This window comes from Balneolales bacterium ANBcel1, from assembly GCA_029688905.1.
Classification (GTDB): domain Bacteria; phylum Bacteroidota; class Rhodothermia; order Balneolales; family Natronogracilivirgulaceae; genus SLLW01.
On record JARULB010000003.1, the window covers coordinates 1 to 23,061 of the forward strand.

Annotated in this window: 16 protein-coding genes; 9 read left to right on the forward strand and 7 right to left on the reverse strand. The window is 51.8% G+C overall.

Annotated features, from left to right (window positions below; genetic code table 11):
* Positions 1–535: 535 nt before the first annotated feature.
* Both QA596_04415 and QA596_04420 read left to right on the forward strand, forming a co-directional pair.
* Entirely contained in the window at positions 536–1,480 is a 945-nt protein-coding gene (locus tag QA596_04415) for a flagellin (protein MDG5766701.1), read from the forward strand.
* Positions 1,481–1,703: 223 nt separating this feature from the next.
* Complete coding sequence (locus tag QA596_04420; protein MDG5766702.1) at positions 1,704–2,957, forward strand: DUF418 domain-containing protein; 1,254 nt, start codon at positions 1,704–1,706, stop codon at positions 2,955–2,957.
* A 162-nt stretch (positions 2,958–3,119) separates the two neighbouring features.
* Here the strand turns inward: QA596_04420 and QA596_04425 are convergent, their stop codons facing one another.
* Positions 3,120–4,085 (reverse strand): hypothetical protein, encoded by a 966-nt coding sequence (locus QA596_04425; GenBank protein ID MDG5766703.1) that lies wholly within the window; start codon positions 4,083–4,085, stop codon positions 3,120–3,122.
* Positions 4,086–4,298: 213 nt separating this feature from the next.
* Positions 4,299–5,825, reverse strand: a complete 1,527-nt coding sequence (locus QA596_04430; GenBank protein ID MDG5766704.1) for a PAS domain-containing protein — start codon at positions 5,823–5,825, stop codon at positions 4,299–4,301.
* Between the two features lie 265 nt (positions 5,826–6,090).
* Here QA596_04430 and QA596_04435 point away from each other — a divergent pair, with 265 nt between their 5' ends.
* Positions 6,091–6,927, forward strand: a complete 837-nt coding sequence (locus QA596_04435) for a carbon-nitrogen hydrolase family protein (protein ID MDG5766705.1) — start codon at positions 6,091–6,093, stop codon at positions 6,925–6,927.
* A 116-nt stretch (positions 6,928–7,043) separates the two neighbouring features.
* On the opposite strand, the gene QA596_04440 is transcribed toward QA596_04435, so the two are convergent.
* On the reverse strand, positions 7,044–9,281 hold the full coding sequence (locus tag QA596_04440; GenBank protein ID MDG5766706.1) for a PAS domain S-box protein: 2,238 nt from the start codon (positions 9,279–9,281) through the stop codon (positions 7,044–7,046).
* A 194-nt stretch (positions 9,282–9,475) separates the two neighbouring features.
* On the opposite strand from QA596_04440, the gene QA596_04445 reads away from it, so the two are divergent.
* The gene (locus QA596_04445; protein MDG5766707.1) at positions 9,476–10,603 is read left to right on the forward strand and encodes a DegT/DnrJ/EryC1/StrS family aminotransferase; all 1,128 of its coding nucleotides are present in this window, start codon (positions 9,476–9,478) and stop codon (positions 10,601–10,603) included.
* Positions 10,604–10,616: 13 nt separating this feature from the next.
* Here the strand turns inward: QA596_04445 and QA596_04450 are convergent, their stop codons facing one another.
* From QA596_04450 to QA596_04465, 4 genes are read right to left on the reverse strand one after another with little or no spacing between them, the layout of a single operon-like run.
* Positions 10,617–11,498: a hypothetical protein gene (locus QA596_04450; GenBank protein ID MDG5766708.1), complete on the reverse strand. Its 882-nt coding sequence runs from the start codon at positions 11,496–11,498 to the stop codon at positions 10,617–10,619.
* Positions 11,452–12,174: a formyltransferase family protein gene (locus QA596_04455; GenBank protein ID MDG5766709.1), complete on the reverse strand. Its 723-nt coding sequence runs from the start codon at positions 12,172–12,174 to the stop codon at positions 11,452–11,454. The genes QA596_04450 and QA596_04455 overlap by 47 nt, the downstream gene beginning before the upstream one ends.
* Positions 12,174–12,989, reverse strand: a complete 816-nt coding sequence (locus tag QA596_04460) for a WbqC family protein (GenBank protein MDG5766710.1) — start codon at positions 12,987–12,989, stop codon at positions 12,174–12,176. The genes QA596_04455 and QA596_04460 overlap by 1 nt, the downstream gene beginning before the upstream one ends.
* Positions 12,990–12,996: 7 nt before the next feature.
* The gene (locus QA596_04465; protein MDG5766711.1) at positions 12,997–18,132 is read right to left on the reverse strand and encodes an FkbM family methyltransferase; all 5,136 of its coding nucleotides are present in this window, start codon (positions 18,130–18,132) and stop codon (positions 12,997–12,999) included.
* Between the two features lie 344 nt (positions 18,133–18,476).
* On the opposite strand from QA596_04465, the gene QA596_04470 reads away from it, so the two are divergent.
* From QA596_04470 to QA596_04490, 5 genes are all read left to right on the forward strand, one after another.
* Positions 18,477–18,803: a flagellar protein FliS gene (locus tag QA596_04470; protein MDG5766712.1), complete on the forward strand. Its 327-nt coding sequence runs from the start codon at positions 18,477–18,479 to the stop codon at positions 18,801–18,803.
* Positions 18,804–18,921: 118 nt separating this feature from the next.
* Positions 18,922–20,355, forward strand: a complete 1,434-nt coding sequence (fliD, locus tag QA596_04475) for a flagellar filament capping protein FliD (protein MDG5766713.1) — start codon at positions 18,922–18,924, stop codon at positions 20,353–20,355.
* Positions 20,356–20,369: 14 nt separating this feature from the next.
* Positions 20,370–20,741 carry a hypothetical protein gene (locus QA596_04480; protein ID MDG5766714.1) on the forward strand — a complete coding sequence of 124 codons (372 nt, stop codon included), beginning with the start codon at positions 20,370–20,372 and terminating at the stop codon, positions 20,739–20,741.
* A gap of 12 nt (positions 20,742–20,753) precedes the next feature.
* A complete protein-coding gene (locus QA596_04485; protein MDG5766715.1) occupies positions 20,754–21,101 on the forward strand; it encodes a hypothetical protein in 348 nt (115 codons plus the stop codon).
* A 477-nt stretch (positions 21,102–21,578) separates the two neighbouring features.
* Positions 21,579–23,051, forward strand: a complete 1,473-nt coding sequence (locus QA596_04490) for a sigma-54 dependent transcriptional regulator (GenBank protein MDG5766716.1) — start codon at positions 21,579–21,581, stop codon at positions 23,049–23,051.
* The last annotated feature ends 10 nt before the right edge of the window (positions 23,052–23,061 follow it).

A 23,061-nucleotide genomic window follows, 5' to 3' on the forward strand; every position in this document is an offset into this window, starting at 1 on the left:
TGGCACAAGCCAATATGGGTCCGCAGTCCGTGCTCGGGTTCCTCGGATAATCCGACGGATCCAGGCAGCAACTCTTTCCTGCTGGCACGATTACCTCCTGCCGGCGGCCTTCAAAAGCCGGGTGTCACTGCGACATCCGGCTTTTTTTTTGACATCCCGCCATCACACAACGGTAGCCGAGGCCGTATGTAGCCGGACACACAAAGTGCGGTAACAGGCAACGCAATACAGGAATGTGCCGAAATTCGGCACACCCATCCGATGCTCATCACACCAGGGAGTATCTGAGTATCAATTGATTCGTCGGTTGGCCGGACCTGCCACGACTCCGGAAACTTCCTCCGAAAAACGATTTTATTTGATGATTAAAAAAACCACCCGCTCAGCTTAAAAAATTTTACCGGCAGCCGATAATGGAGATGGGTAGTTCCCTTTACCAGCATCGGTTGCGCTTTCGCCCGGTCCCTTACACATGATTTTAGTGGTAAATCCGGCAGCAGGCGCTGCCTGACCATTATCCACAGAGGAAATCCATATGTCAAGCTTTGGTGACCTTAACCGGGTGAATACCAATATTCAGTCGTTGATCGCCCAGCTTTCGCTGAACCGCATCAACCGCAGTCTGGCGATCAATCAGCTCCAGCTGTCAACCGGCATGCGCATTAACCGGGCGGAAGACAACGCCGCCGGCTACTCCATCGCCACCAAATTGAACAGTCGTGTCGCGGGACTTGGCCAGGCCCTGCAGAACGTCGGCGATGCAAAGTCTGTGCTGGACATTGCCGAATCCAGTTTCGACACGATCATGGACAACCTGATCGAAATGAAAGCCCTGGCAACCCAGGCCTCGAACGATACCCTGGGCAGCACCGAACGGGACTATCTCGGCAAACAGATTGCCGCTCTGGGCCAGGATATCAATGACATCGCCAACCAGACGGTATTTCAGGATTTCGACCTGCTCAACGGACAGGCGGGACTTACCGGTGCCAGTGCGTTTTCGGGATCACTCACATTGACCTTCCAGGTAGGTGAACGGGCTTCCGATACCATCACAACCAACATCAGCGCGGTCAACGTCAATCAGCTGTTTAATACCTCCAGCATCACGTCGGGCAACATTTCGGTGTCCACGGGCGGCGCTCCCGGTCAGCAGGGGTCCCTGGTCTTCGGCAACGGAGCCACCGGGGCAACCTCAGCGGATTTTCGTTCGTTTCTCTCCGTTATTGACGGAGCCATCGACAGCATGGCACGGCGCGTCAACCAGGTGGGCATCACACAATCGTCCCTGAGTATCCGGGAGGTCACCCTGTCGCGCGGCATCAGTGCCAACCGGTCGGCGGTGAGTCGAATCATGGATACCGACTTTGCCAGGGCGCAAAGCGAATCGATCCGACTACAAATTCTGCAACAAACAGCTATCGCCGCCCTTGCACAGGCAAATATGGGTCCGCAGTCCGTGCTCGGTTTTCTCCGATAACCCATCCATCCTATTACAACACACAACTGCCGGCCGCTAGCTCCTGCCGGCAGCCCCCACAAGCCGGGTGTCTTGACGACATTCGGCTTTTTTTTGGGACAGCCTCCTCCAAAATACTGCCGGCCATTCTTTTATTTGAAAATTCTTTTGGGTAGATTTTGACGATTTTGTGGCATTACCATCCGTTTTTCTTCTCCCGCACATCCTGATCCGGTTCCTGACCATGAGCAAGCTTGCCCCCACCACCGCCACTGACCGTATTGTCGAGCTCGACATTCTGCGCGGTTTCGCCCTGTTCGGTATTGTTATGGTTAATGTGCAATTTATGGGACTCCCCTTTTACAAGGTGCTCACAGACCTCCACCCATTTTCCGACCCCGCCAGTATTGCGGGCCGAACCCTGATCACCATCTTTTTCGAGGGGAAGTTTATCACCCTTTTTTCCTTCCTGTTCGGACTCGGATTCTGGATTTTTGCCTCTCGCGCTCGTGACAAAGGATATAAAGCCGGACCGCTGTTCCTCCGACGCATATTCATCCTGGCCATCATCGGTGCTGCCCACGCCGTTCTGTTCTGGGCAGGAGATATCCTGCTGCCATACGCGGTGCTGGGTCTGTTCCTCATGCTGTTCCTCAACCGGAGCACAAAGACAGTCAAAGTGTGGATGATTCTCTTCCCCGTTTTCCAAATCCTGCTGATGCTCCTGCTGGTGCTGTTATTGCAGATTGGGCTCAGCATCCCCGAAGCAAGGGATGCGATTCTGGCCGATTTCGATGAGACCCGGCAACAAATGGAGCAGATGGCTCTTTCGGCGAACCAGATCTACAGCTCATCCAACTGGATTGCCATGATCCCAATCAGACTTCAGGAGCTGGGTTTTGCCTATCAGGGTTTTATCTTCAGCGGCATGGGCATTTTTTACCTGATGGGCCTGTTTCTGGCCGGAATGCTTGCCGGACGTAACGGATGGTTCTCCAATCTGGAACAAAAGCTCCCTAAAATCCGCAAACGCCTCCCCTGGCTGCTGCTTCTCGGCATCGCATGTGCGATTGCCAAATACTGGCTGTTTCAACAGACCGACCTCATGCTTCCCGATTGGAGCTCTGCCGGCTACATGATTTTTGCCATCATCGGCTCGCCTCTGCTGATCGCAGCGTACGCATCCCTGTTGATTCTCGGCTATTACCGATGGAAAGATGCCGCTTTCTGGAATTACATCACAGCTGCGGGCCGCATGTCACTCACCGTTTACCTTACCCAGACCCTGATTTTGACCACCATATTTTACGGATATGGCCTCGGCCTGTACGGCAGCGTTCCGGTACCGGGCATGCTGCTCATGGCGCTGGGCGTTTATGCATTGCAGCTGGTGGCCGCCCGCTGGTGGATGCAGCATTTTTACATGGGACCTTTCGAGTGGCTGTGGCGCGCCGCCACGTATGGATCGGCCAGCCGATTTCGAAAACGGGAAGAATGACAGACAGCCGGATCTACCGGGAACACTGACGGACCGCCGGTATCGTCCATCGCCGGTTGCATAAGCAATCATGCTCCGCTGCGATCGTTCGCTTCGGCCGTATATCCTAAATAGCCAATCTTACCCTTTTGGAGAGGCAGGTTTCCCGTAAACCGTGCCGGATTACGCAGCGGTCTGCTCCTTCAGGGCCTGCTCCCGCTCCGGATCATCGCCGAACCACGACAACGCCGCGAATAATACCAGGTTTACCAGTTTGTTCAACGCGCTGAAGACCAGGAGCATGGCCGCAATCGAGGCAAGGGTCACATCACCCATTCGAGCGAATTCAATCCCTGCCCACATGAAGACCAGGTCTTTGCTGGGCAGGAACGGAATACGGTTCACCACAACGAAAAGCGCCAGAAAAGTAAACCAGAACGACCATGGGGTTCCGGGAATCGCGACGGCCCACATCAGCATCAGGAGTCCGTGGTGGAGAATAAAGCGTGTCACATAGATCGAGAATACGATCCCCGCCTTGCGGCGAGGCAGCGCGAACAGATACCGGCGAAACCGGTAGAGCACAAGTGCCGCCAGTACCAGCAGCAGCGTGCCGGCGATAATATGCATCGGGCCGGCATCCCCCAGGATTTGTGACATTTCGATCCTGCCGGTATAAAGCAGGCCTGCGAGCAAAAAGACGGTCAGCATATTCGATGTCACCGACGAAAGGATGGAATTGTCCCGAATATTCCGGAAAATCTGGCGGTCGCTCGCGTCGAGCCGTTTGCGTCCCCACAAAAACAGATAAAACTCGCCGGAGTAGCCCATCACCTCATGGTTGTAGACTTTTTTGGTGAGGAACGCAAGGAAACTTTTCCGCTTGGGCAGGGGCCACACCTGGCGGTAGATAAACATTTCGGCAACCGGAAGGGTCAGATAGATGCACAGAAACAGCAGATAGAACAGGGGGTTTCTGGGGAGCGATTGCAGTACTTCCCGCCACCCGATATCGATTAGCTGATAGGCGATAAGTCCGATGATCCCGAGAGCGATCACACGCTGCAACCACCGCAATGCGGTCCTGGTGCGGGGATCATTGCGGATGTGCTTCCACCGCTCTTTCAAATCGGGGCGTATTCTCATCAAGGGGGTAACTCTTTCGGGATCCTGGCGACGACACAGGCCTTATGAACACACCACTTCGGCATAGAAGACCTATTAAAGTCGTGCCCTTAAGGCATCTGTGAATACCCGAAGATATCACCAATTCCGGGGAAGTGCATCCTGCAAGTAACCGGCCGGTACTTCAGGGCCCGGAGAGGATAATTTCAGCATGAACAGTTAGGCAGTCCGACACCTTTAAAAATCATCCGGGTCCTCTTCCAGGGCGACCAGCTCTTCCTGATCTGCCGGCGGGGTTTCATTGCCTTCGTGCCCCTCTTCACGGTAACCCGAATCATCGGATTTTACCGGTACTGCACCCTTGCGGTCCGTTTCCTGTTGATCGGTTTCACTGTCCGATTCTTTTGCATACCGATCTGTAAATTCCTTGGCTGCCGACAGCACTCGTTCGCTCTCCAGAAACGTATTGTTCATCTGTTGATTTCTCTCTACATAGCCGGTCAGTTCTTTCAGTTTGTCATCGGCCGTGTTTACCTCCCGAATCAGTTCGGCAAAAGTGTTGGCAAACGATGTGGCGTCCTGCAATCGCGCCACCTCGATTTTTCCTGCACTATGGATAAAGCGCAGCACATACAGAAAACGTTCAATCTCGTAAACCCGCGTTCTCAGGTCCCGTAGTGAAGAGGGGATGCGGCCGACTTCATCCGCAACAAGCAGCAGTCTGGGAGCAAACGCTTTCTGAAGATTCTTCAACACCCCGGAAACGGGGATGTCCGACCGGTAGCTGTCCTCACCGTTTGAGTGCACTTCATTCATGAAGACGGTCGACATTTCCACCTGTAGTTTGGCGGTGATGATATCAAAATTCATCTTGTCCAGCAACTTGCTGAGCGAGGTGATATGTTTCTGCATATCAGCAAGCATGCGCTCACCACCCATCGACTGTTCGCCCATCTGTCCGGCTACCGCCGAAAGGGAAGCTCCGTCGCCATCCATCCGGGACGAGCCCACCTGTGCGTTCAGGGAGAGCAGCCGGATGGTTCTCGAAAGTTTCAGGATGTATTGAGAATGCTCTGTCAGTTTGCCATGCAATTCTTTCAATGACTTGAGCTGCTCAAACAACCCGGTCAAATGAGATTCAAAGAGCAGGATTTTTTCGGGAACGGCATCCTCACGGTTTTTTCTGCTGAAGTTCTGCCGTTTCAGCCCTTCTTCGCGAAAGCGCATTTCATCCTCCAGCGCCTTCCACATGAAAGTTTCGTAATTTTCAAAACCGTCCTGTTTCAGTTGCCTTGAGAAGAGATCGACGGCCGACATCATCCCCCGTTTGTCATCTTTTTGTTCCGCGTATTCCCTCTCCTCGGATAGCATGCGAAGATACAGCTTGCGGATGTATGCAAAGTTCTTGCTGCCCGGTTTCAGCCGTATTGAAAAGTACCCGCCCGAACAGGGAAACACCAGGGCGATGACCCAATAATAGGCCCCATCTTTTGCCATGTTTTTCACATACCCCACAAACGATTTCCCGGCTTTGAGGTATTCCCACATCAGGTAGAAAACCGCCCTCGGCATGTCAGGATGGCGGATTATATTATGCGGACTCCCTACCAACTCATTCTCTTTCCATCCGCTCAGCCTGGTGAACACCTCATTGGCAAAGGTGATCTTCCCTTTCGAGTCGGTAAGTGAGAAAAACAGTTCATCAATTCGAAATTCCCGTTCGTGATCGACCGGTTGTGGACGGTACCTGGCAGCTTGTGACATTCTGTTATCCTTTTTGAATTGAACTGTTATTCGGGATGTTTCGCATTAAAAAACCGAAACAGTCATGGGATTTCGATACCCGAAACATTGCATCCCATCCGGATTCCCGCCATTTTTCTGTTTCGCAATAATACTTAACCGGCGTACATAAATCATGGAAGCCGCTGCTCTCACAATGGCTTCGATACCGGCTGAAAACCTGCGGTTATATTCGTTATTATCGGCACACGCACACAGACCCTTAACCCGTTTACATTCGTTTTTTATGGATTCCTTCCTTATCGCCGCACTCCAGATGAACAGTCAGCCGGATGCCGGCATGAACCTGGCCCGGGCCGAACGGATGGTTGAAGAAGCCGTCGAAAAAAAGGCCCGTTGTGTGCTTTTACCCGAGAATTTCGCTTTTCTGGGAGACGATACGGAGAAACACCGGCAGGCGGAATCGATTGAGCGCCGGGTTATGCAGGAAGTGCCGCAATGGGCGGCGCGCCACCGGATATATGTGATGGCGGGTGGATTTCCGGCACGGGCCGATTCCGGAAAAGTGTACAACCGCTCGGTGATGTTCGGGCCGGATGGCGCCCTGCTGGCCCAATACGACAAAATTCACCTTTTCGACATTTCGTTGTCGGTGGAAGAGAGCTACCGGGAGTCGGAGCTGGTTGAAGCCGGACGGATTGCTCCGGTGGTCTGCCATACCAGCCTTGGTGAAAGGAAATCGTCGCCATACGGTGGAGCGCGCTTCGGCCTGTCCATCTGCTATGATGTCCGGTTTCCCGAGCTATACCGGGAGCTTGCCGGTCAACATGCCGACGTATTATGTGTCCCATCGGCGTTCACGCGGCCAACCGGAGAGGCCCACTGGGAGGTGCTGTTAAGAGCCCGGGCGATTGAGAACACGGCCTATGTGGCGGCTCCTGCGCAGACCGGGCTGCATGGAGAATCCCGCACGACCCATGGCCATTCCATGATCATCGACCCGTGGGGTAATATCCTGGCGGATGCCGGCACCGACACAGGCGTTATCATGGCGGCCATTGACCTGAACCTGATTCGCGAGACCAGAAAAAAGCTGCCTTCCCTGCAGCACCGCAAGCTTTAGCACTCAGATTCCTTCAGGCCTCCGCCCCGGAGGCGGCAGAGGAATTATGCACCCTCAGGCGACGAAACCGGAATCCGGGTCAAACAGGCAGAGGAAGAGCCGGCGACGCTCAAGTGTCATTTCCGGGCACGTGCAGCACGGCCTCTGCTTCCGTCACTAAAACGAACTTCGACCCGGAGTCCGCTGCCGGATGCGTCCACATGGATGGAACCGCCGAGTTGCTTCACCAGGCCGTGGATGATGGTGTATCCAAAAGAAGACGGATTTTCCAGCATCACTGGATTCGACACGCCTTTGCCGTCATCACTGACCACCAACCGGTATTCCTTTTTATTCTTGTGAAGCTCCACCTCGATGGCACCGGCATCACGCCCTTCGAACGCATGTAGAAAAGCATTGGACAGCAGCTCGTTAGCCAGAAGCGTACAGGGCACCGACAGGTTCAGGTCGAGCATGGCATCCTCGGACGTGACCGTTACGGAAATATTCCTGCGCTCATTGTGATATATCTTTTTCAGGCTGGCAACCAGCCGATGCAGCAGATGATCAAAACGAATCTCCGCGAAATTGCTGGTTTCATAAACCAGTTCATGAACCAGCGCCATCGAATGGATCCGGTTCCGGGTGTTTTCAAGAAAGGCTTGCATTGACCCGGGCCGGTTGAAGTCGGCCTGCAGGGTAAGCAGACTGGAGATGACCGCCAGATTGTTCTTCACCCGGTGGTGGATTTCAGATAGCAGTACGTTTTTTTCGTGAAGGTTTTTTCGGATGATCTGTTCGGCCTGCTTTTGCTCGGTGATATCGATCGCACTGGTTATAACACGGGAATAGTCATCCTCGAAACCCGGCGCAACCGCCCAGTAAAGGTGCACATCCAACAAGCGGCCATCCAGTGTTCTATGCTTTTTGGTCAGGGTGAGCTCTTTCCCCTTTCGTGCGATCAGTACCAGTGCCTCGATAAACGCTGTATAGGATTCATCCGTAAAAACTTTGTGTATCCCTTCCAAAAACTCCTCTTTCGAGTTTGCGTTGTACTGCCGGACGGTCGCCTGGTTGACGTTCAGCACGATAACTTCAGCCGCCAGTTCCCGCACCAGTTTTGGCCTGCTCAGAAAATAAGCGCGCAAGTCGGAAACGGGTCTGCGCGTAATCTTGTCCAGACGTTTTTTTACTTTGGAAAAATCCTGTTCCCAGAGGGATATGGGAGAGTCTTCGAACAGTGACCGGTACTTGGTTTCGCTTTCCCTCAGAGCGTATTCCGCCATTTTCCGTTCGGTCACATCCTCCACTATTCCGATACCGCCCGAAACGGTTTGATGATAGGAGTATACGGGTGCGAAAAAGGCCCGCACGGGAGTCACCTTATCTGCGGTGGTTGAGGCGTATTCGCCTACATAGGAGGTCCGTTCGCCATGTAACGCGCCCTGTATCGCCGTTACGAGTTTCCGGTCAGGTAATCTCTGCATATCAAGCCCGGTCAACGCCTCTTGTGACGACCCGATAATCTCAACAAATTTTTCATTGAAATCCGTAATAACGGCATTGCTGTCAAAATGAAACAGTCCAAGCGGGGTATGTCTGAAAATACTCTGAAACTTCTGCTCACTTTCCGTGACGGCTTCCATCGCCCGCTGCTGTTCGGTCACATCCTCGGCGGAGCAGACGACAAACACGACACTCCCCAGCGCATCCAGCTTTGGCTTTTTGCTGATGCGCAACAGGCGTTTTTCTCCACGGCTGTTCGCCGCCCACTCCTCGGTGACAACCGGCTTCCTCGATTCAAAAACCAGTTTGTTGGCGATCAGGCACTGATCCGCTTCATCCCTGCTGAGCAGTTCGTACAGGCTTTTACCTTCAACCTGTTCCTTGGTCAGGCCCAGGAAGTCGGCATGTGCCTGGTTAACCTTCCCGTAATGTTCCTGGTCGACCAGATACCATATTTGTGTGCTGATGTTGTCAAGCAGCAGAGTCTGTTCTTCCTCAACACGCTTGCTATCGGTAATATTCATCCAAAATGCGGATAGATGGCCTTCAACAGGAGCGCTTAACGCGATCCGGAACCACTTGCCGAGCGGCCGGCTGTACACCTCCGAAACCTGCGGCTTTCGATCTGCTGCAGCTCTTCCAAATAAAGCGAACCAGTCTGTTTCTTCATCCAGGATTTTCGTAAAAACCTCGAAGGCGCTCCGGTCAGTGATTTCAGAAGCTTTCAAGCCGGTCAGTTCTTCAAAAGCGGGATTCGCTTCAAGAACCGAGAGATCGGCCGGAGCCCCGTCATCCCCATAACAGATCTTTTGCCATGTGTAACCCACAGGAGATGATTGAGTAGCAAGTTTGTAAGGGTCCTGACCCATGGGCGGATGCGCTGATTAATAACTATGAGGTAATATATAAGGGATAATTGAGATCAAATCAATGCCGGTCTGCGCTGAACTGTTTAGTTATATCCTCCGGACAGGTCTTTTTAGCCCAATAATAGAACTTCGGGATTTAAGCAGGTACACTTTTTGCTGATAACAATAACAATGTTGCAATAAAGCAAAATGTTATGATACCTGTAACCAAGCCGTTTTTACCGCCAAAAGAAGAGTACCAGGCCTATCTCGACGAGATATGGGAACGTACCTGGCTGACCAACAATGGTCCGCTCGTCAAAAAGTTTGAGCAGAAGATGGCATCGTACCTTGGTTTTAATAGCCTAATCTACGTCAGCAGCGGAACAACGGCACTTCAGTTGGCCATAAGAGCTCTTGATTTGAAAGGAGAGATCATAACCACACCATTTTCTTTTGTTGCTACAACAAACAGTATTCTCTGGGAAGGATGTAAGCCGGTTTTCACAGATATCGACCCGAAAACACTGAACATTGATCCTTCACAAATTGAAGAGTCGATAACTGCAGATACCTCGGCAATACTTGCCACCCATGTTTTTGGTAATCCCTGTGATATCGATGCCATATCCAGGATCGCGGAGAAGCATGACCTGAAAGTGATATATGATGCCGCCCACTGTTTCGGCACAAAATACAAGGGGCAATCTGTCCTGAATTACGGGGACATCAGTACCATAAGTTTTCATGCAACCAAAGTATTTCACTCCATTGAGGGAGGGGGTATTGTATGCCAAAATGAAAAGCTGGCAGAAAGAGTCGCATCACTTCGCAATTTTGGGTACAACACCAATGCTGAACATGCAAACCCTGGGATAAACGGGAAAAACTCCGAGTTTCACGCCGCTATGGGTCTTTGCAATCTGAAATACGCTGATCAGTTGCTCTCAGAGCGGGAGCATCAGTACCTGACGTACGTAAAACTGCTGATGGATCTCGATATTCAGTTGCAAGAGCCTGAATCCGGCACAAAAATAAACTACTCCTACTTTCCGATACTATTTGAAAATGAGGAGACCCTTCTGGAAATGATAAAACGTCTGGAAGCAAACGGGTTTTACCCAAGACGCTATTTCCATCCTTCGCTTTCAGAGTTGCCTTACCTGAAAAAGCAGGATACGCCCGTCAGCCAGTCCGTTTCAAAGCGAATTCTCTGCCTGCCCATGTTTAACGGGCTAAATCTTCAGGATCAAAAAAAGATGTGCCGACTGCTATTGCAGAAGAAGGCGCACTCTCTATATTTCAGGTTTTCGAAGGTTTTGATGAAGGCGGCAAGTTTGTAGAAGGAAAAGAGTGTCAGTCACACACAGCTACCGCTGCAAGCTCCCGTAGTACAAATTGATTCCAACTCTTTGTAATCGGTGGTGATTCAGCCTCAAAAACTCTGTCAAAAAATTCCAGGGCCTGTTCTCTGGTATAATTCCCATTACGCACATGGGGCCAAAAATCTACATGCTCTCTGTCAATAACCAGGTTTACTCTTATGGGAATGCTATCATATCCCAACGCTGAGGCCGCGGCTGCCCGATGATTTCCAGCTGTCAGTAACCAGCGCCACTCACCATTACTTTTAACCAGAGCTGTCGCTCTGGCATCACCGTCACTTTCATCCGACCGGCAGTAGCTTTGATCTTTGATACTTTTTAGCACATTGCCAATACGCCTGGCTTCAACATCCATTTTGGCCTCAGATACGGGCCCACAAAACAACCACCCGTCTTGAATGTCTCTGTCCATAATGCCTACTGAGCGATTCTCTTCTATAGCTGCCTTTTCATAAGCTTGCCTGTATGACTCAATCGAGCGTGCACGCCATGGAAATACAGCTGCCCAAGGTGGATTTTGGCGGAAAACATGACTTTCAGCTACCTGCATCCCCAACCATTCAGCTGCATGTTCCGGAACCACCTTTTCATAATAGACCCTAAGTACATCCCGGATCACATCAAATACATCAGGCTTTTCCAAACCGTGCCTGAAACCAGCCAGTGCGGAAAGATAAAACGGTGACGCACCTTTCAGACTAAATCCGGGTTGTGACCTCCCGTGTTGAAGACGACCAGTCAGTACAGCTGCAGAGTAAATCTCGCTGTAAAGAAGTGAGAGGGGATGTCCACCTCGGTTTCTCAGATCAGTAATGGCTTGTGACTTCATTGTACTTTTCTCCAGAGATTTCATTTTTAGATGTACCAGGAGATACAGGATGCGGAATGGTCATTCTTTGAGCCTCAACGTCATCAATACTTGGTGAATAAGTACCACACTCAAATGTTGCACCATCTATATAAACTCCATCCTCCTGACACCTTACACGTCCGGCATCAAACCACCTGACAACCTGAAGCAACATTCGACACTGATCCAAAAAGATTTTGTGACGGTTCACACTCACCGGGAGATTCGGATCAATGGGGCGCGCTGATTGAATAACCGGAAGTCCGGTATCCATTCCTTCATCAACCAAATGAACAGTAGCTCCCATAAACCTGGCTCCACTCTTCAGTGTATCTTCGAAACCACCAAGACCCGGAAAAGCCGGTAATATTGATGGATGAAAGTTGAGAATCCTGCCCTTCATTTGCTGAAGTAACCTTCCCTTCAGGAGCCTGGTATAAAAAGAAATAATCAGATCCTCTCTGGTCAGTGAAAAAGCCTTGCAGATCGCATCTGAAAACGCTTCACCGGTTTTGCTGTACAATGGAACAAGATCAATCCCGTAAAAACGCGCAATATCCTCGGCACCACATGGCCTGTCTGTGACTATCGCAGATATTTTCTTCCGAAGATACAGACTCTGCTCAAGTGTCTTCGATAATACGCTTCCATTGGTGGAACACAGTATGATTGCTTTCATTATGCCTGCTCCAGGTGATAAGCCTCTAGTAAGTCCGCGGAATTTCTTCTACCATTAAACATCAGGACATCAATAATGGATAACCACGGGATATGCTTATCTCCAAACTGATTATATTCAACCGGCTTAGGTTTGATAAACCTTAGATCAATGCCTTGGTCTCTAAAATCACTTTTATTATAAAGCTTTTTACCTCCGGCAGGGTTTATGTAAACTTGCGCCCCAGCTTTACAGCAGATATCAATAATCCGTTCTTGTGCTTTCAGTTGGCTATTGCCGTTCGTAACGGAATTTCTGTAAAACCGGCACTCAATGCCCAGATACCGGGCACACACCTCTACACTTCTCTCGGCCAGATTCTGGATGTACGGTGAATCTGTATCAAGTACTTGCTCAATTAAAGTCATCACTTCAGTAAAAAAGGGGGCTTTGCCATAGGCATGACGGATGGTTAACAGCAGCTTTCTTTTACCTTTTCCATCCAAACGATGTTCAATTTCATTTATCAATCTGTTTTGTGATGGGTTAAAACAGGGAATAGTGAGGTATTTCCCCTCTCCATTGACCAGAATTCTATTTCTGTTGATCCATCCCCTCTTGATAAAGCTTACATCATCGAGAAAAACAAATTGATCGACTGCATTTGCCAACTGAAAATAACCCAGATAAGGAAAAAAATATGGCTGCATGGCAGCTAGTCGGCTTGTTTCGACTGGCAAATTGTGATCTGTCCCGAGCTCCTCCTTCAAATCGGAACTTCCTCCGGCCAATGAAGCTGGATAATCTATATCATTATCTCTCAGGAAATCAGTCATAGCTATTTTATCCCCGAATATGACGATTTATTTTTTCCACAAGCTGACCGGCATAGTTCTCAAGCGTGAACTTCTCAAGAACCACTTCACGCCCCTGGCTTGCGATACTTTGTAATTTTTTGTCGTCCAGACTCAACAGCTCTTTAAGCTCACCGCTCCTCTGCCCGGTCATTAGTATCCCACTGCCATTCCCAAAGACTTTTTCCAGTTCGGAATTGTGATCGGAAAGAACACAGCTCCCGGAGACCAGAGCGTTACGCACTCTTTCGTGTACCTTGTCAGGAAACCCGGGGTCACAGTTGAGCACAACCTTTGTGCTGCGATACAATTCATCCAGCTTTTGCATCGAGACCTCTCCAATCCAGCGGATATTTCCTGCTTTTTTCAGGGTTGGAATCATATCCGCAGCATCCGGATGGGCCGTTACTACTATCTTCCTTGCAGATTCGACATCTGATAGTTCTCCAAGCATTTCAAACCTTCTTTCCATCCTCACATACCAATCCACCAGACTCAAAACACTCATCCACCGGAAATCATCCTCTGTTGACGGAGTCGAAAACTCGTAGCTTGTGTATCCCGACACCCTCATCGACTCACAGAAATGAGTAAACACCGACGAGGAGTAATCATTCTTTGATCTTCGGTAGGTCTCAATACCCACTTTCTTTGCATCCTGACCAAGCTCTTGCAACTGAGCTTTCAAACTCACTTTTTGAGTCAGAAACTTGTGGATCCCCCACGGCACAAGAATATCAACTTCCCGTTCTGAAATCGGTTTAAGATCTTTTTCTGGTATAACAGGGCTCATGGGAGGCGGATTATTCAACACCTCCGTTTGGGCCTTCCCAGGATATAGCGCCTGATACTCGTCTGCAATCGACCGGCAGGAAGTGAAAAACACCGTTTTCTTTGCACTGCGGCTCAAACGATTCCACATGAACCGGGTGTAGGGATGGTCACCGATAAACCCAAAAACCCTGGAATTCAAAAGATCAAACACATTACCGTTTACATTCATATCGGCATGCACCCACAAGTCATAGCCCATTACCCCTGCAAAGAAAGCGTGACCGGGAGTGTTGGACTGTACAACTACTTTTTCAAAGAAATTTGAATCTGAAGCCGATACTACATCGGTATTTATACCCCTTGATTTCACCTCGTTCGCAAGCTGTTTTGCTCTTTTCAGATGGAGCCCATGAGCTCCTCCCTGAACGCCCGGAACTACAAAATGCAAATGAGTTAGGCGGTTACCCGCCAAACCATTGGTTCGGCGGGTATCCTTCGCACTTATTTCAACGACATCCAAGACTTTGGATTCCTTTCTTACCTGACCAGCCCCTGATACTTTTTTATTCATGCTCCAAAACCAGTCATTTCTCCGTGATGTGAAGTCGGCTGAAAAACTTCCGGACGCATCGGCCTCTCCATTCAAGTCCCCTTTTCTGCTCAACAGGGCATAATTTCTGGCAGTGTTCTCATGGTTGGATTTATCATCTCCCAGAACATCAAGTATCTTTTTATCCTGTTGCCCAATGTGATAACCTGAAACCATCTTGAGCTGCAGCCAAGAGTCAATCAGCTTGATTCTCAGCCAGGTCAAATGGTCGTCACTGCCCCTATCAGCGGAAACATCATGCACAGGAAACAGTAATGGGAGGTCTACCGTGATATTCTCGCCCATCTTACTGGTCTGCATCAGCTTCTTCATGACCTCGACCGCTTGCTGCCTCCTTCCAAGAATGTTTAAGACCCTGGCAAGAGTAAGGGAAAGTTCCGCACCCGTATACCCCTTGTTGTAACGCTCGATTAATATTCCGGCAGCATCAAGCAAAAGCGCTGCACGTTCCGACCCTGAAACCCCAACTGTCTCGGCCGCACAGATATAGCCAATTGCCCGATAATACTCTTTATTTCCCGTTCGTAACGAATTCTCCTTCCACTTTTCCATCAATGGCGAGGTCCACGGATAACGGCTGAAATGTTCTTTCCACAAACCCTCATCCGGAGTATTCGGCTTGACCTGCTCATCATGAATCCACCCTTCCGCCTGCAATACTTCCACCTTGTTTTGCGTCAATGCCACCAAATTTTGCAGATAACCATTCGCCGGCGCCTTAAGATCGTGTGGAATCATCAGTTTCAAATGATTCAGATACTCATAAATCGCATATCCCGAATTCTGCAATGACTCTAAAACCTTATAACGACTCGGAGCATCGCCGTTCAATGCGAGGATAATCACAGGCGAGGCACTCCGTAGTAAACTTTCCGCCCCGGCCAGAACTCCTGCTTCCAATCCATTGATATCCAGTTTGATCACATCCACCTCCGGACGCCCCTCAAACTCCCACCAGGCATCCAGTGTCACAAGACTCACCTCGTCACCCTGCCCATCAGCGACAATCGTGCTCTCCTCCGGAGTCTTGCCCGTTTGCAAAACAGCTTTGCCCGATGTTTCCGAAACCGCCCGGCCGATCACCTCGACCTGATCCAACCCATTCTCCAGCTTGCTCATCTCCAAATGCCTGCGCGCCATTACCCCCGGCTCAAACGCATACACCTTCCCATCCGGACCCACTTTCTTCGCCATCGGCAACGCGTACACCCCGAACCCGGCGCCCACATCCACCACATTCATGCCCGGCTTGAGGTACTCCCGCACAAACTGGAGCTCCGGCTCATACCACTGCTCCTGCTCCAACAGCACATACGGGGTCAGCATATTCAGATCCGCCGGCGTGCAAATGGTCACCTCGTCTTTCGTCTCAATTTTCCAGACCTCCTTCGCGGATTCCTTCACAAAGCCGTTTACACCGCTATCCGGCCCAACACCTTCGCCTTCATGTTCATCAATGCGATCGTGACCGTTCCTGTTTTCAAGCCCATGGCTCGCGTCCGCTTCCGCCACGCTTCCATTTTTTTTCTGTGGATGGGTCTCGTGCCCGTTTGACAGTGCGTCGGCACTCTTCGCCACTTTCGCCGTCTTCGCCACTTTCGCCGTCTCCGTCACTGCCGCTTCTTCCAGCGCCTCTATCGTGATGTGATCCCGCCAGTCATCGCGACCGGACTCCCATCCTGCCACACGCTGCTTCCACATCTCGCGAAACGCCGCCGTCAGGTGCGCACCAAACCGCCCACCATCACACAGCGCCGACAACCGCACACGCTCCCGCAGTCCCGCCCTCAGCTCCGCAAGGGCCTCCTTATCCGAAGCCAGCGCCACCGCCTTCTCCACATAGTCCTCCCAACTGCCCGTAACCATCTCCGGCAAGCCCGCATTAACCAGATGTGTCGCCGAATGGCGGCCCGCAAAAGTCGGTCCCGGCAGCGTCACCACCGGCACACCCATCCACAGAGCCTCGCAGGTACTCAATCCACCCGAATACGGCCAGGGATCCAGCGCGATGTCCACCTCATGGTATTTCCCCAGCAGCTCGTCATGCGGCGACTGACCCTCAAACAGCAGGCGATCCTTCTCGATCCCGAGCGATTCCATCTGCCCGACAATCCGCCGCGTGAAAATTTCCGTATCGTACTGCTTGCTCTTGAGCAGCAGCCGGCTGCCCGGAACACGCTTCATGATTTCCGCCCATTGCTCCAGCAGCACCGAATTTACTTTCGTCGGATTGTTAAAGCAGCCGAACGTTACGGCACCATCCCCCGCGGACGGCAGTTCATTGACTTCAGGGGCATATTCCGGTGGCAAAAAGCAGATGTAGTCGTCCGGCATGCGCACCAGCTTCTCGGTATAAAGTTCCTCTACCCCTTCCGGTGTCTCATGGTGGTCGGTGATCAGATAGTCCATGGCCCGCAGTCCGGTGGTATTGAACAATCCGCCCACCCATTTCACGATGACCGGTGCCGGCTCAAGGGCCACTGTCCTCAGGCGGTTATCTGCCGAATGACCGGAGAGCTCCACCAGTATGTCGATTCCGTCGTCGCGGATCATGTCGGCGATCACCTCATCCCGATACCCCAACACCGACTTCCAGCTGTCCGTCACCGCGTGGATTCTCCGGGTGATGGCATCAGACAGGTTGTTGGTTGTATAGCAATAGATTTCAAACTGCTCCTTCGGCAGGTTCTCCAGGGCCGAGGTAATCATCCAGCCGACCGGGTGCCGCCAAAAACCACCCGACAAAAAGCCGATCCGCAACTTTCTGTCGGGGTTTTGATCAGACGGCACCGGTCTGGCCGGACGCACTTTCGGTGAAAACTGCTCATCCCATCGCAAATGCTGCTCAAAAATTTCTTGCCGGCTCCGCTCGGGGTTGTAGTGCAGCCCCATCAGGTAGTTGGAAAACGACTCTACCGACTCCGGCTGATCTGCAAGCGCCCGGAGGTAATTCCGCTCGGATTCGTTGAAGCGGCCGATCTCCTGCAAAGCCAGCGCATAGTTTACCCGTACTGCCGCAAAGGTCGGGTACTCGGACAAAATCTCCTCATAGCGGGAAATTGCTTCCGCATAGGCACCTTCCACCCGGTCGATTTCGGCCAGGGTGATGCGCGCATCCAGGTCGCCCGACTTTTTCCCGATTAGTCCCTTGAGAACCTCCCGCGCTTCGTCAAACCGCTGCAGTTTCTGAAGCAGCCGCGCCTTCTCGCTGATCGCCTCGAAATACTCCTCGTCAATCCTGGCCGCAATATCGTACAGCTCCAGCGCCTTGGTTATATCGCCCTGATCACGGTAGATCGACGCGATTCTGAAAGCCACCCCCGCACTGCGCGGATCCAGCTGATTGGCTCGCTGAAAGCACCTGAGCGCCTCATCCAGCCGGGCCTGAGCCTGGTAAACCGATCCCAGATTAAGCCACGCCTTGAAGAAATCCGGCCGCCGCTTCAGCGCCTCGCGGCCGCAACGGACCGCCTCGTCCAGGTTGCCCAGTTCCAGATACGCCAGAGAGAGCAAATGCCAGGTTTCCGGTTCATCGGAGCCACGATTCAGTGCCTCCTGCAAATAAGGCACTGCTTTTCCGTATTCCCGCTTGCTGATAAGCGCTACACCCATGTAGTGCCAGACCGGCCAGGGAGACTTCTTCTTTTTCTTCAACAAGGGCCTGAGAGCCTGGATGGCCTTGTCCGTATTCGGTTTTTTGCTGTTTAACAGGGCTATTGCGCGTTCGAGCTGTAATTTCATCGGATCGTTTTTTGATAGCGGGAAAGGGACACAGGATCGCAATCCGGCCCGCCATCATCCCTAATTAACTGTGTGGTATCGCCGGGCAAATCAACTGCCCGCTACCACGGATGAACCATTGTCCGGGGCAGCGGCCTTCGATACCGCGGCCTTCCGCCCCCCCTCTCTCTTTACAAATAATGTGCCACCCTTTATGGCACAAGTTTTGCTCTGATGATCCTGTCCGTGCCGTGAATCGTGCGGGTGTCGTTTTGTTTAAAAGATCCTAACGTTCTGGGCGTTAAGTTTTTTTTCAAAAAATCCGATAAACCGGGTAACCAACCGTTATCCAGATTTTACAACCCATGAGAAATCCACAACTTGAATATCAAAGACAGTCGGTACTCAATGCCTCACCAATCAAACTCATTGTGAAGTTATATGATCTGGCGATACAGGCATCGTACCGGGAGGATCAACAGAAGCTGAGGGACATCCTCTCTACCCTGATCAAGGGACTGAATTTTGAACATGAGCCTGCAGATCAGCTTTTCAACCTGTACCGATACTGTCAGGATCTGGCCCGGCAGCATAAATATGACGAAGTGCGCGAAGTCCTGGAACCCTTGCGGGAAGCCTGGGAAGAAACCGCCACCCAAACCACCATGCAAAGCGCCAACGGCACCTTTTGATGTATAACACCGGCCCTGAAACCGGATCGTCCCCCCATGTCCGCTCCGACAGGTGCGACACCGGGACAACGAGTCAGGGCCATCAGGTTTCATTACACCATAGAAGGTTTTCACTGTTATGAGCTCCGTAGGAAATATTTTCCAGTCAACCAATCCTTACGAAAAATTTGTCCAGCAGCTGGTCGAACTTGAAAGCCAGACCAAGTACAAATTGCAGGCTCAGCAGGGTGTGCACCGTGAGCGGAAAGATGCCCTGGGAGCCGTCAGCTCTTCCATCTCCAAATTCAACAGCAAACTGGAGGAACTGCAGGATAAAGACAACAACGCCTTCCATCCGCTGAAAACCTCTTCCTCCAACGAAAAAGCCATACGGGTGAATTCGGCCAGTGGTATTGACCGGCCATCGGTCTATAATATCGATGTGGAACGCCTGGCAACAAGGGATGTGGCCCTGGCCCAGGTTATGTCCGCCGAAGGAACCGACCTGGCATCCTACGGCAGCGGATCGGTAACCCTCACCATTGGCGACCAGACCGAGACCATCACCCTCGAAACTCAGAAGGACGACGGCGACGGTAATATGGTCGATATGACCAACCACGAAATTCTGGACGCCTTCGCCTCCCAAATTACCGAGCATTTCGGTGATCACGCCCAGGCGAACGTATTCCAGGTAAACAATGACGAAGTTCAGTTTTCCATCCAGAGTCTGAACACCGGCCACGAGAACCGGATTCAGTTCAGTGATGCCGACGGCGTCCTGGATACCATCATCAACGGCAGCGGAGACGACCAGGTACTTGCCATGCATCATCTGGTCGATCAAATGGAGCTGGATGCACGGTTTACGATCGACGGAGTGACGTTTGAACGGGCCGACAACCTGGTGGACGACGCCGTTACCGGTCTTAATTTCGAACTGCTGCGTACCACCACCGAAACCGAACAGATGTCCGTGCAGCGCGACACGGAGAAAGCACGCTCCAACGTCAACAGCTTTGTTTCCGCGTTTAATGAAATGAACAAAACCATCCGCGACCGGACCTTTATCGACGCGGAAGGTGACCGCAGGGGTGCTCTGCAGAATATGCGGGGTATCAGAAACCTGACTCTGAATCTCCGCCAGATCGGACTCCAGTCCATGGATGGCATGGAGCCCGGCCAGGTTGGCAGGCTTGCCGACATGGGGATCAGTTTTGACAAGGACGGCACCATGCGGGTAGACGACTCGGAAAAACTCGATGAGGTTCTTGCGGAGCGCCCCGGAGAAGTTCAGGCATTTTTTACCAGCGAGGAATCTCCCATCAACCTGATGCTGGAGCAAGCCGAATCCTTTACAAAAGCCCGTACCGGCATCATCGCCTCCATGGAAGACGGCATCGACCAGCAGCTCAGCCGGCTCGATAATCGTATCGCCGCACAGGACCGACACCTCGAGCAGTATGAGCAGCGGCAGCGGGCCGAGTTTGCCAAACTTCAGCAGATCATCACCCAGGGTGAAGATCAGTTCAACCAGGTAATGATGTTCCAGCAGCGTCTGGGCATGTTCTGATTCAAAAGTATCCTATGAGCCCCATAATGAACATACTGGATGAACTGAACGCCACCAGCGGCAAACTGCTGGAGCTGGTGGAAGACGAACACTCCTCCATCGATGCGATCGAAGAACTGATGCAGCAGCGAGGCAGCATGATTGCGGAACTCGACCCTCTCACCGACAATGTGGAGCCCTCGGCTTTCACTCCGGAAGAGCAGGATACACTGGTTGAAAAGTTTCGTGTCTACCGCAAACTGCATGAAACCATCCAGCCGGCATTGGAAAAGCTCATGAACGGCAAGGAAGAAGTTATGGGTGATGCCTACAAGCGGCGCAGAGCCGATGACCGATACCACCTTTTGGGAACACCCGATATTTCGTATTATCAGACAAGTAAATAATAGCAGAAGGCTATGGATATAAACAAACTCTCAACCCACCTTAACGGAACACAGGCCGCCGGACAAAAAGCGCAAGCCACCGGTGTGTCCTCAGCCGCAGACGCCAAAGGCAATGCCGCCGATAAGGTTACACTCGATGGTTACAACTTCAAGAAGAATGAGGTGTTGTTTGCCAGATCCGAGTACGACAAACAGGCACAGGCTGCCTTCGAGCGGGTGAAAACCATGAAGGCACAGCTGAACGAATTCGATCAGGCCAAAACGGAGTCTGCTGAAAAAGCGGCATCCACCCCGATCGGAGAAACCCTCAACAGCCCGGATGTCTGGGAGAATATCGCACGGAAAATCCTGGACAGCTGATCTCCCGCTTTTTCCCGAATCCCCCCGGCGCTGCCTGCTTTCAGCACCCCCCCTTCACCACCGTGTCCGGTGTAAAAACGACATTATGAATATGTTGCTCCCGTAACGTATTCACGGGCCCGCGACCAGGCCCCTGACTCTCTTCAATGCGATGAAACCGTTGGAATACGACTGTTTCACTCCTGGCGAATACAACCGCCATGCCGTTCCCCGAAACTGCCCCACTGAGTTTGCCGAAGCCTCTTTCGCAAATGGTATGGAACGACCCCCGGAACTATGACCTGCTCTGGCAGGCGGAACAAATTGCCACCTGCGCATATGGGATGGAATGATCCCCCCCCTTTTGTGGTTGCTCAGCGAACAGAGTGGCGCAAATCGCATAAAAGTCCGTTATATTTGTGTAGTTACTTTGACTTTAATTTTTTTTAATATATAATCCCTCGGTTATATTAACCCTGTTCACAATCATTTCTGCCAATGCAAGGACGTATTTTAGTTGTCGATGACGACAAGCTTCTGCTGGGTTTCATGGAAGAGCATCTATCCATGAACAACTACGATGTCGTCGCGTTCAATTCTCCTGTGGAAGCACTCTCTTACCTGGAAAAGAACCGGGTCGATCTGGTCGTCAGCGATGTCAAAATGAATGAAATGACCGGAGATGAGGTAATGAATCACATCAACCGGAATTACCCGGACACCGGCGTGATTCTCATAACCGGCTTCGGCAGCATCAACCACTCTGTGAATGCCATCCGTAAAGGCGCTTTCGATTACGTGACCAAGCCGTTTACGTCACGCGAGATTCTGTACCGCGTAAACCGGTTTTTTGAAACCGCTCCGGAAGAGCGACGGGCGGAAGCGTCCACGCCGGCACCTTCTACCGGTACCACTACCGGGGAACCGGAATCTGGCGCAGCCCAGTCTTCGAAATCAACCTCCGGCGGACAGAAAAAAGCGGGAGGCGGAAGAGGCGGCCGCAAAGCCGAGATCAAAATGGTAGGGCAGCACCCGCACATCCGGAGGCTGCTCAGCATGTTGCCGCAAATTGCCCGGAACAACGCTCCCATCCTCATCCAGGGCGAAAGCGGAACCGGGAAAGAGGTCTACGCACACCTGATCCACCATGAAAGCGATCGCGCATCCGGCCCTTACCTGAAAATCAACTGCGCCAACCTGCCCTCCGAGCTGGTGGAAAGCACCCTGTTCGGGCATATGAAGGGCTCTTTTACCGGTGCGACCAGCGACCGCAAGGGAGCCTTTGACGAAGCCGACGGTGGCACGCTGCTGCTGGATGAGATCACCGAGATCGACATCAACATTCAGGCAAAGCTGTTGCGGGTTCTGCAGGAAAAAGAGTTCCAGCGCGTCGGCAGCCAGAAGCCGGTGAAGGTGGATGTCCGGGTTATCGCTACCACCAACCGTCAGATGACCGAGGCTATCGCCGAAAACCAGTTCCGCGAAGATCTCTACTACCGCCTGAACGTATTTCCCATCACCATCCCCCCGTTGCGCGAGCGGCGCGATGACATCCCCATGCTGGCCCAGTTCTTCATAGACCGCTATACCTCACAATACGATATGGGGGAAAAGACGCTTTCGAAACAACTGGCCGATTACCTGATGGAACAAGAGTGGAAAGGCAATGTGCGGGAACTTGACAATAAAATCCACCGGGGCGTAATCCTCTCCCAAAAAGAACCCGAAATCTCCATTGAACATGTGGAGGACCACCTCTTTTCGAATGTCGATGAGGAGATCAAAAGCGAGGTTCTGGCCGACATCCCGCTCATCCCCATTGAGGAGATGGAGCTTCAGATGATCAAAAAGGCGCTGGAGAAAACGCGCGGCAATCAGAAGAAGGCGGGGCAGCTGCTGGGTATTTCCGATCGTACCATCCGCAATAAACTGAAGAATAGCGGCTGGACCGAAGAGATGGACTCCGATTAGCCATCAGGAC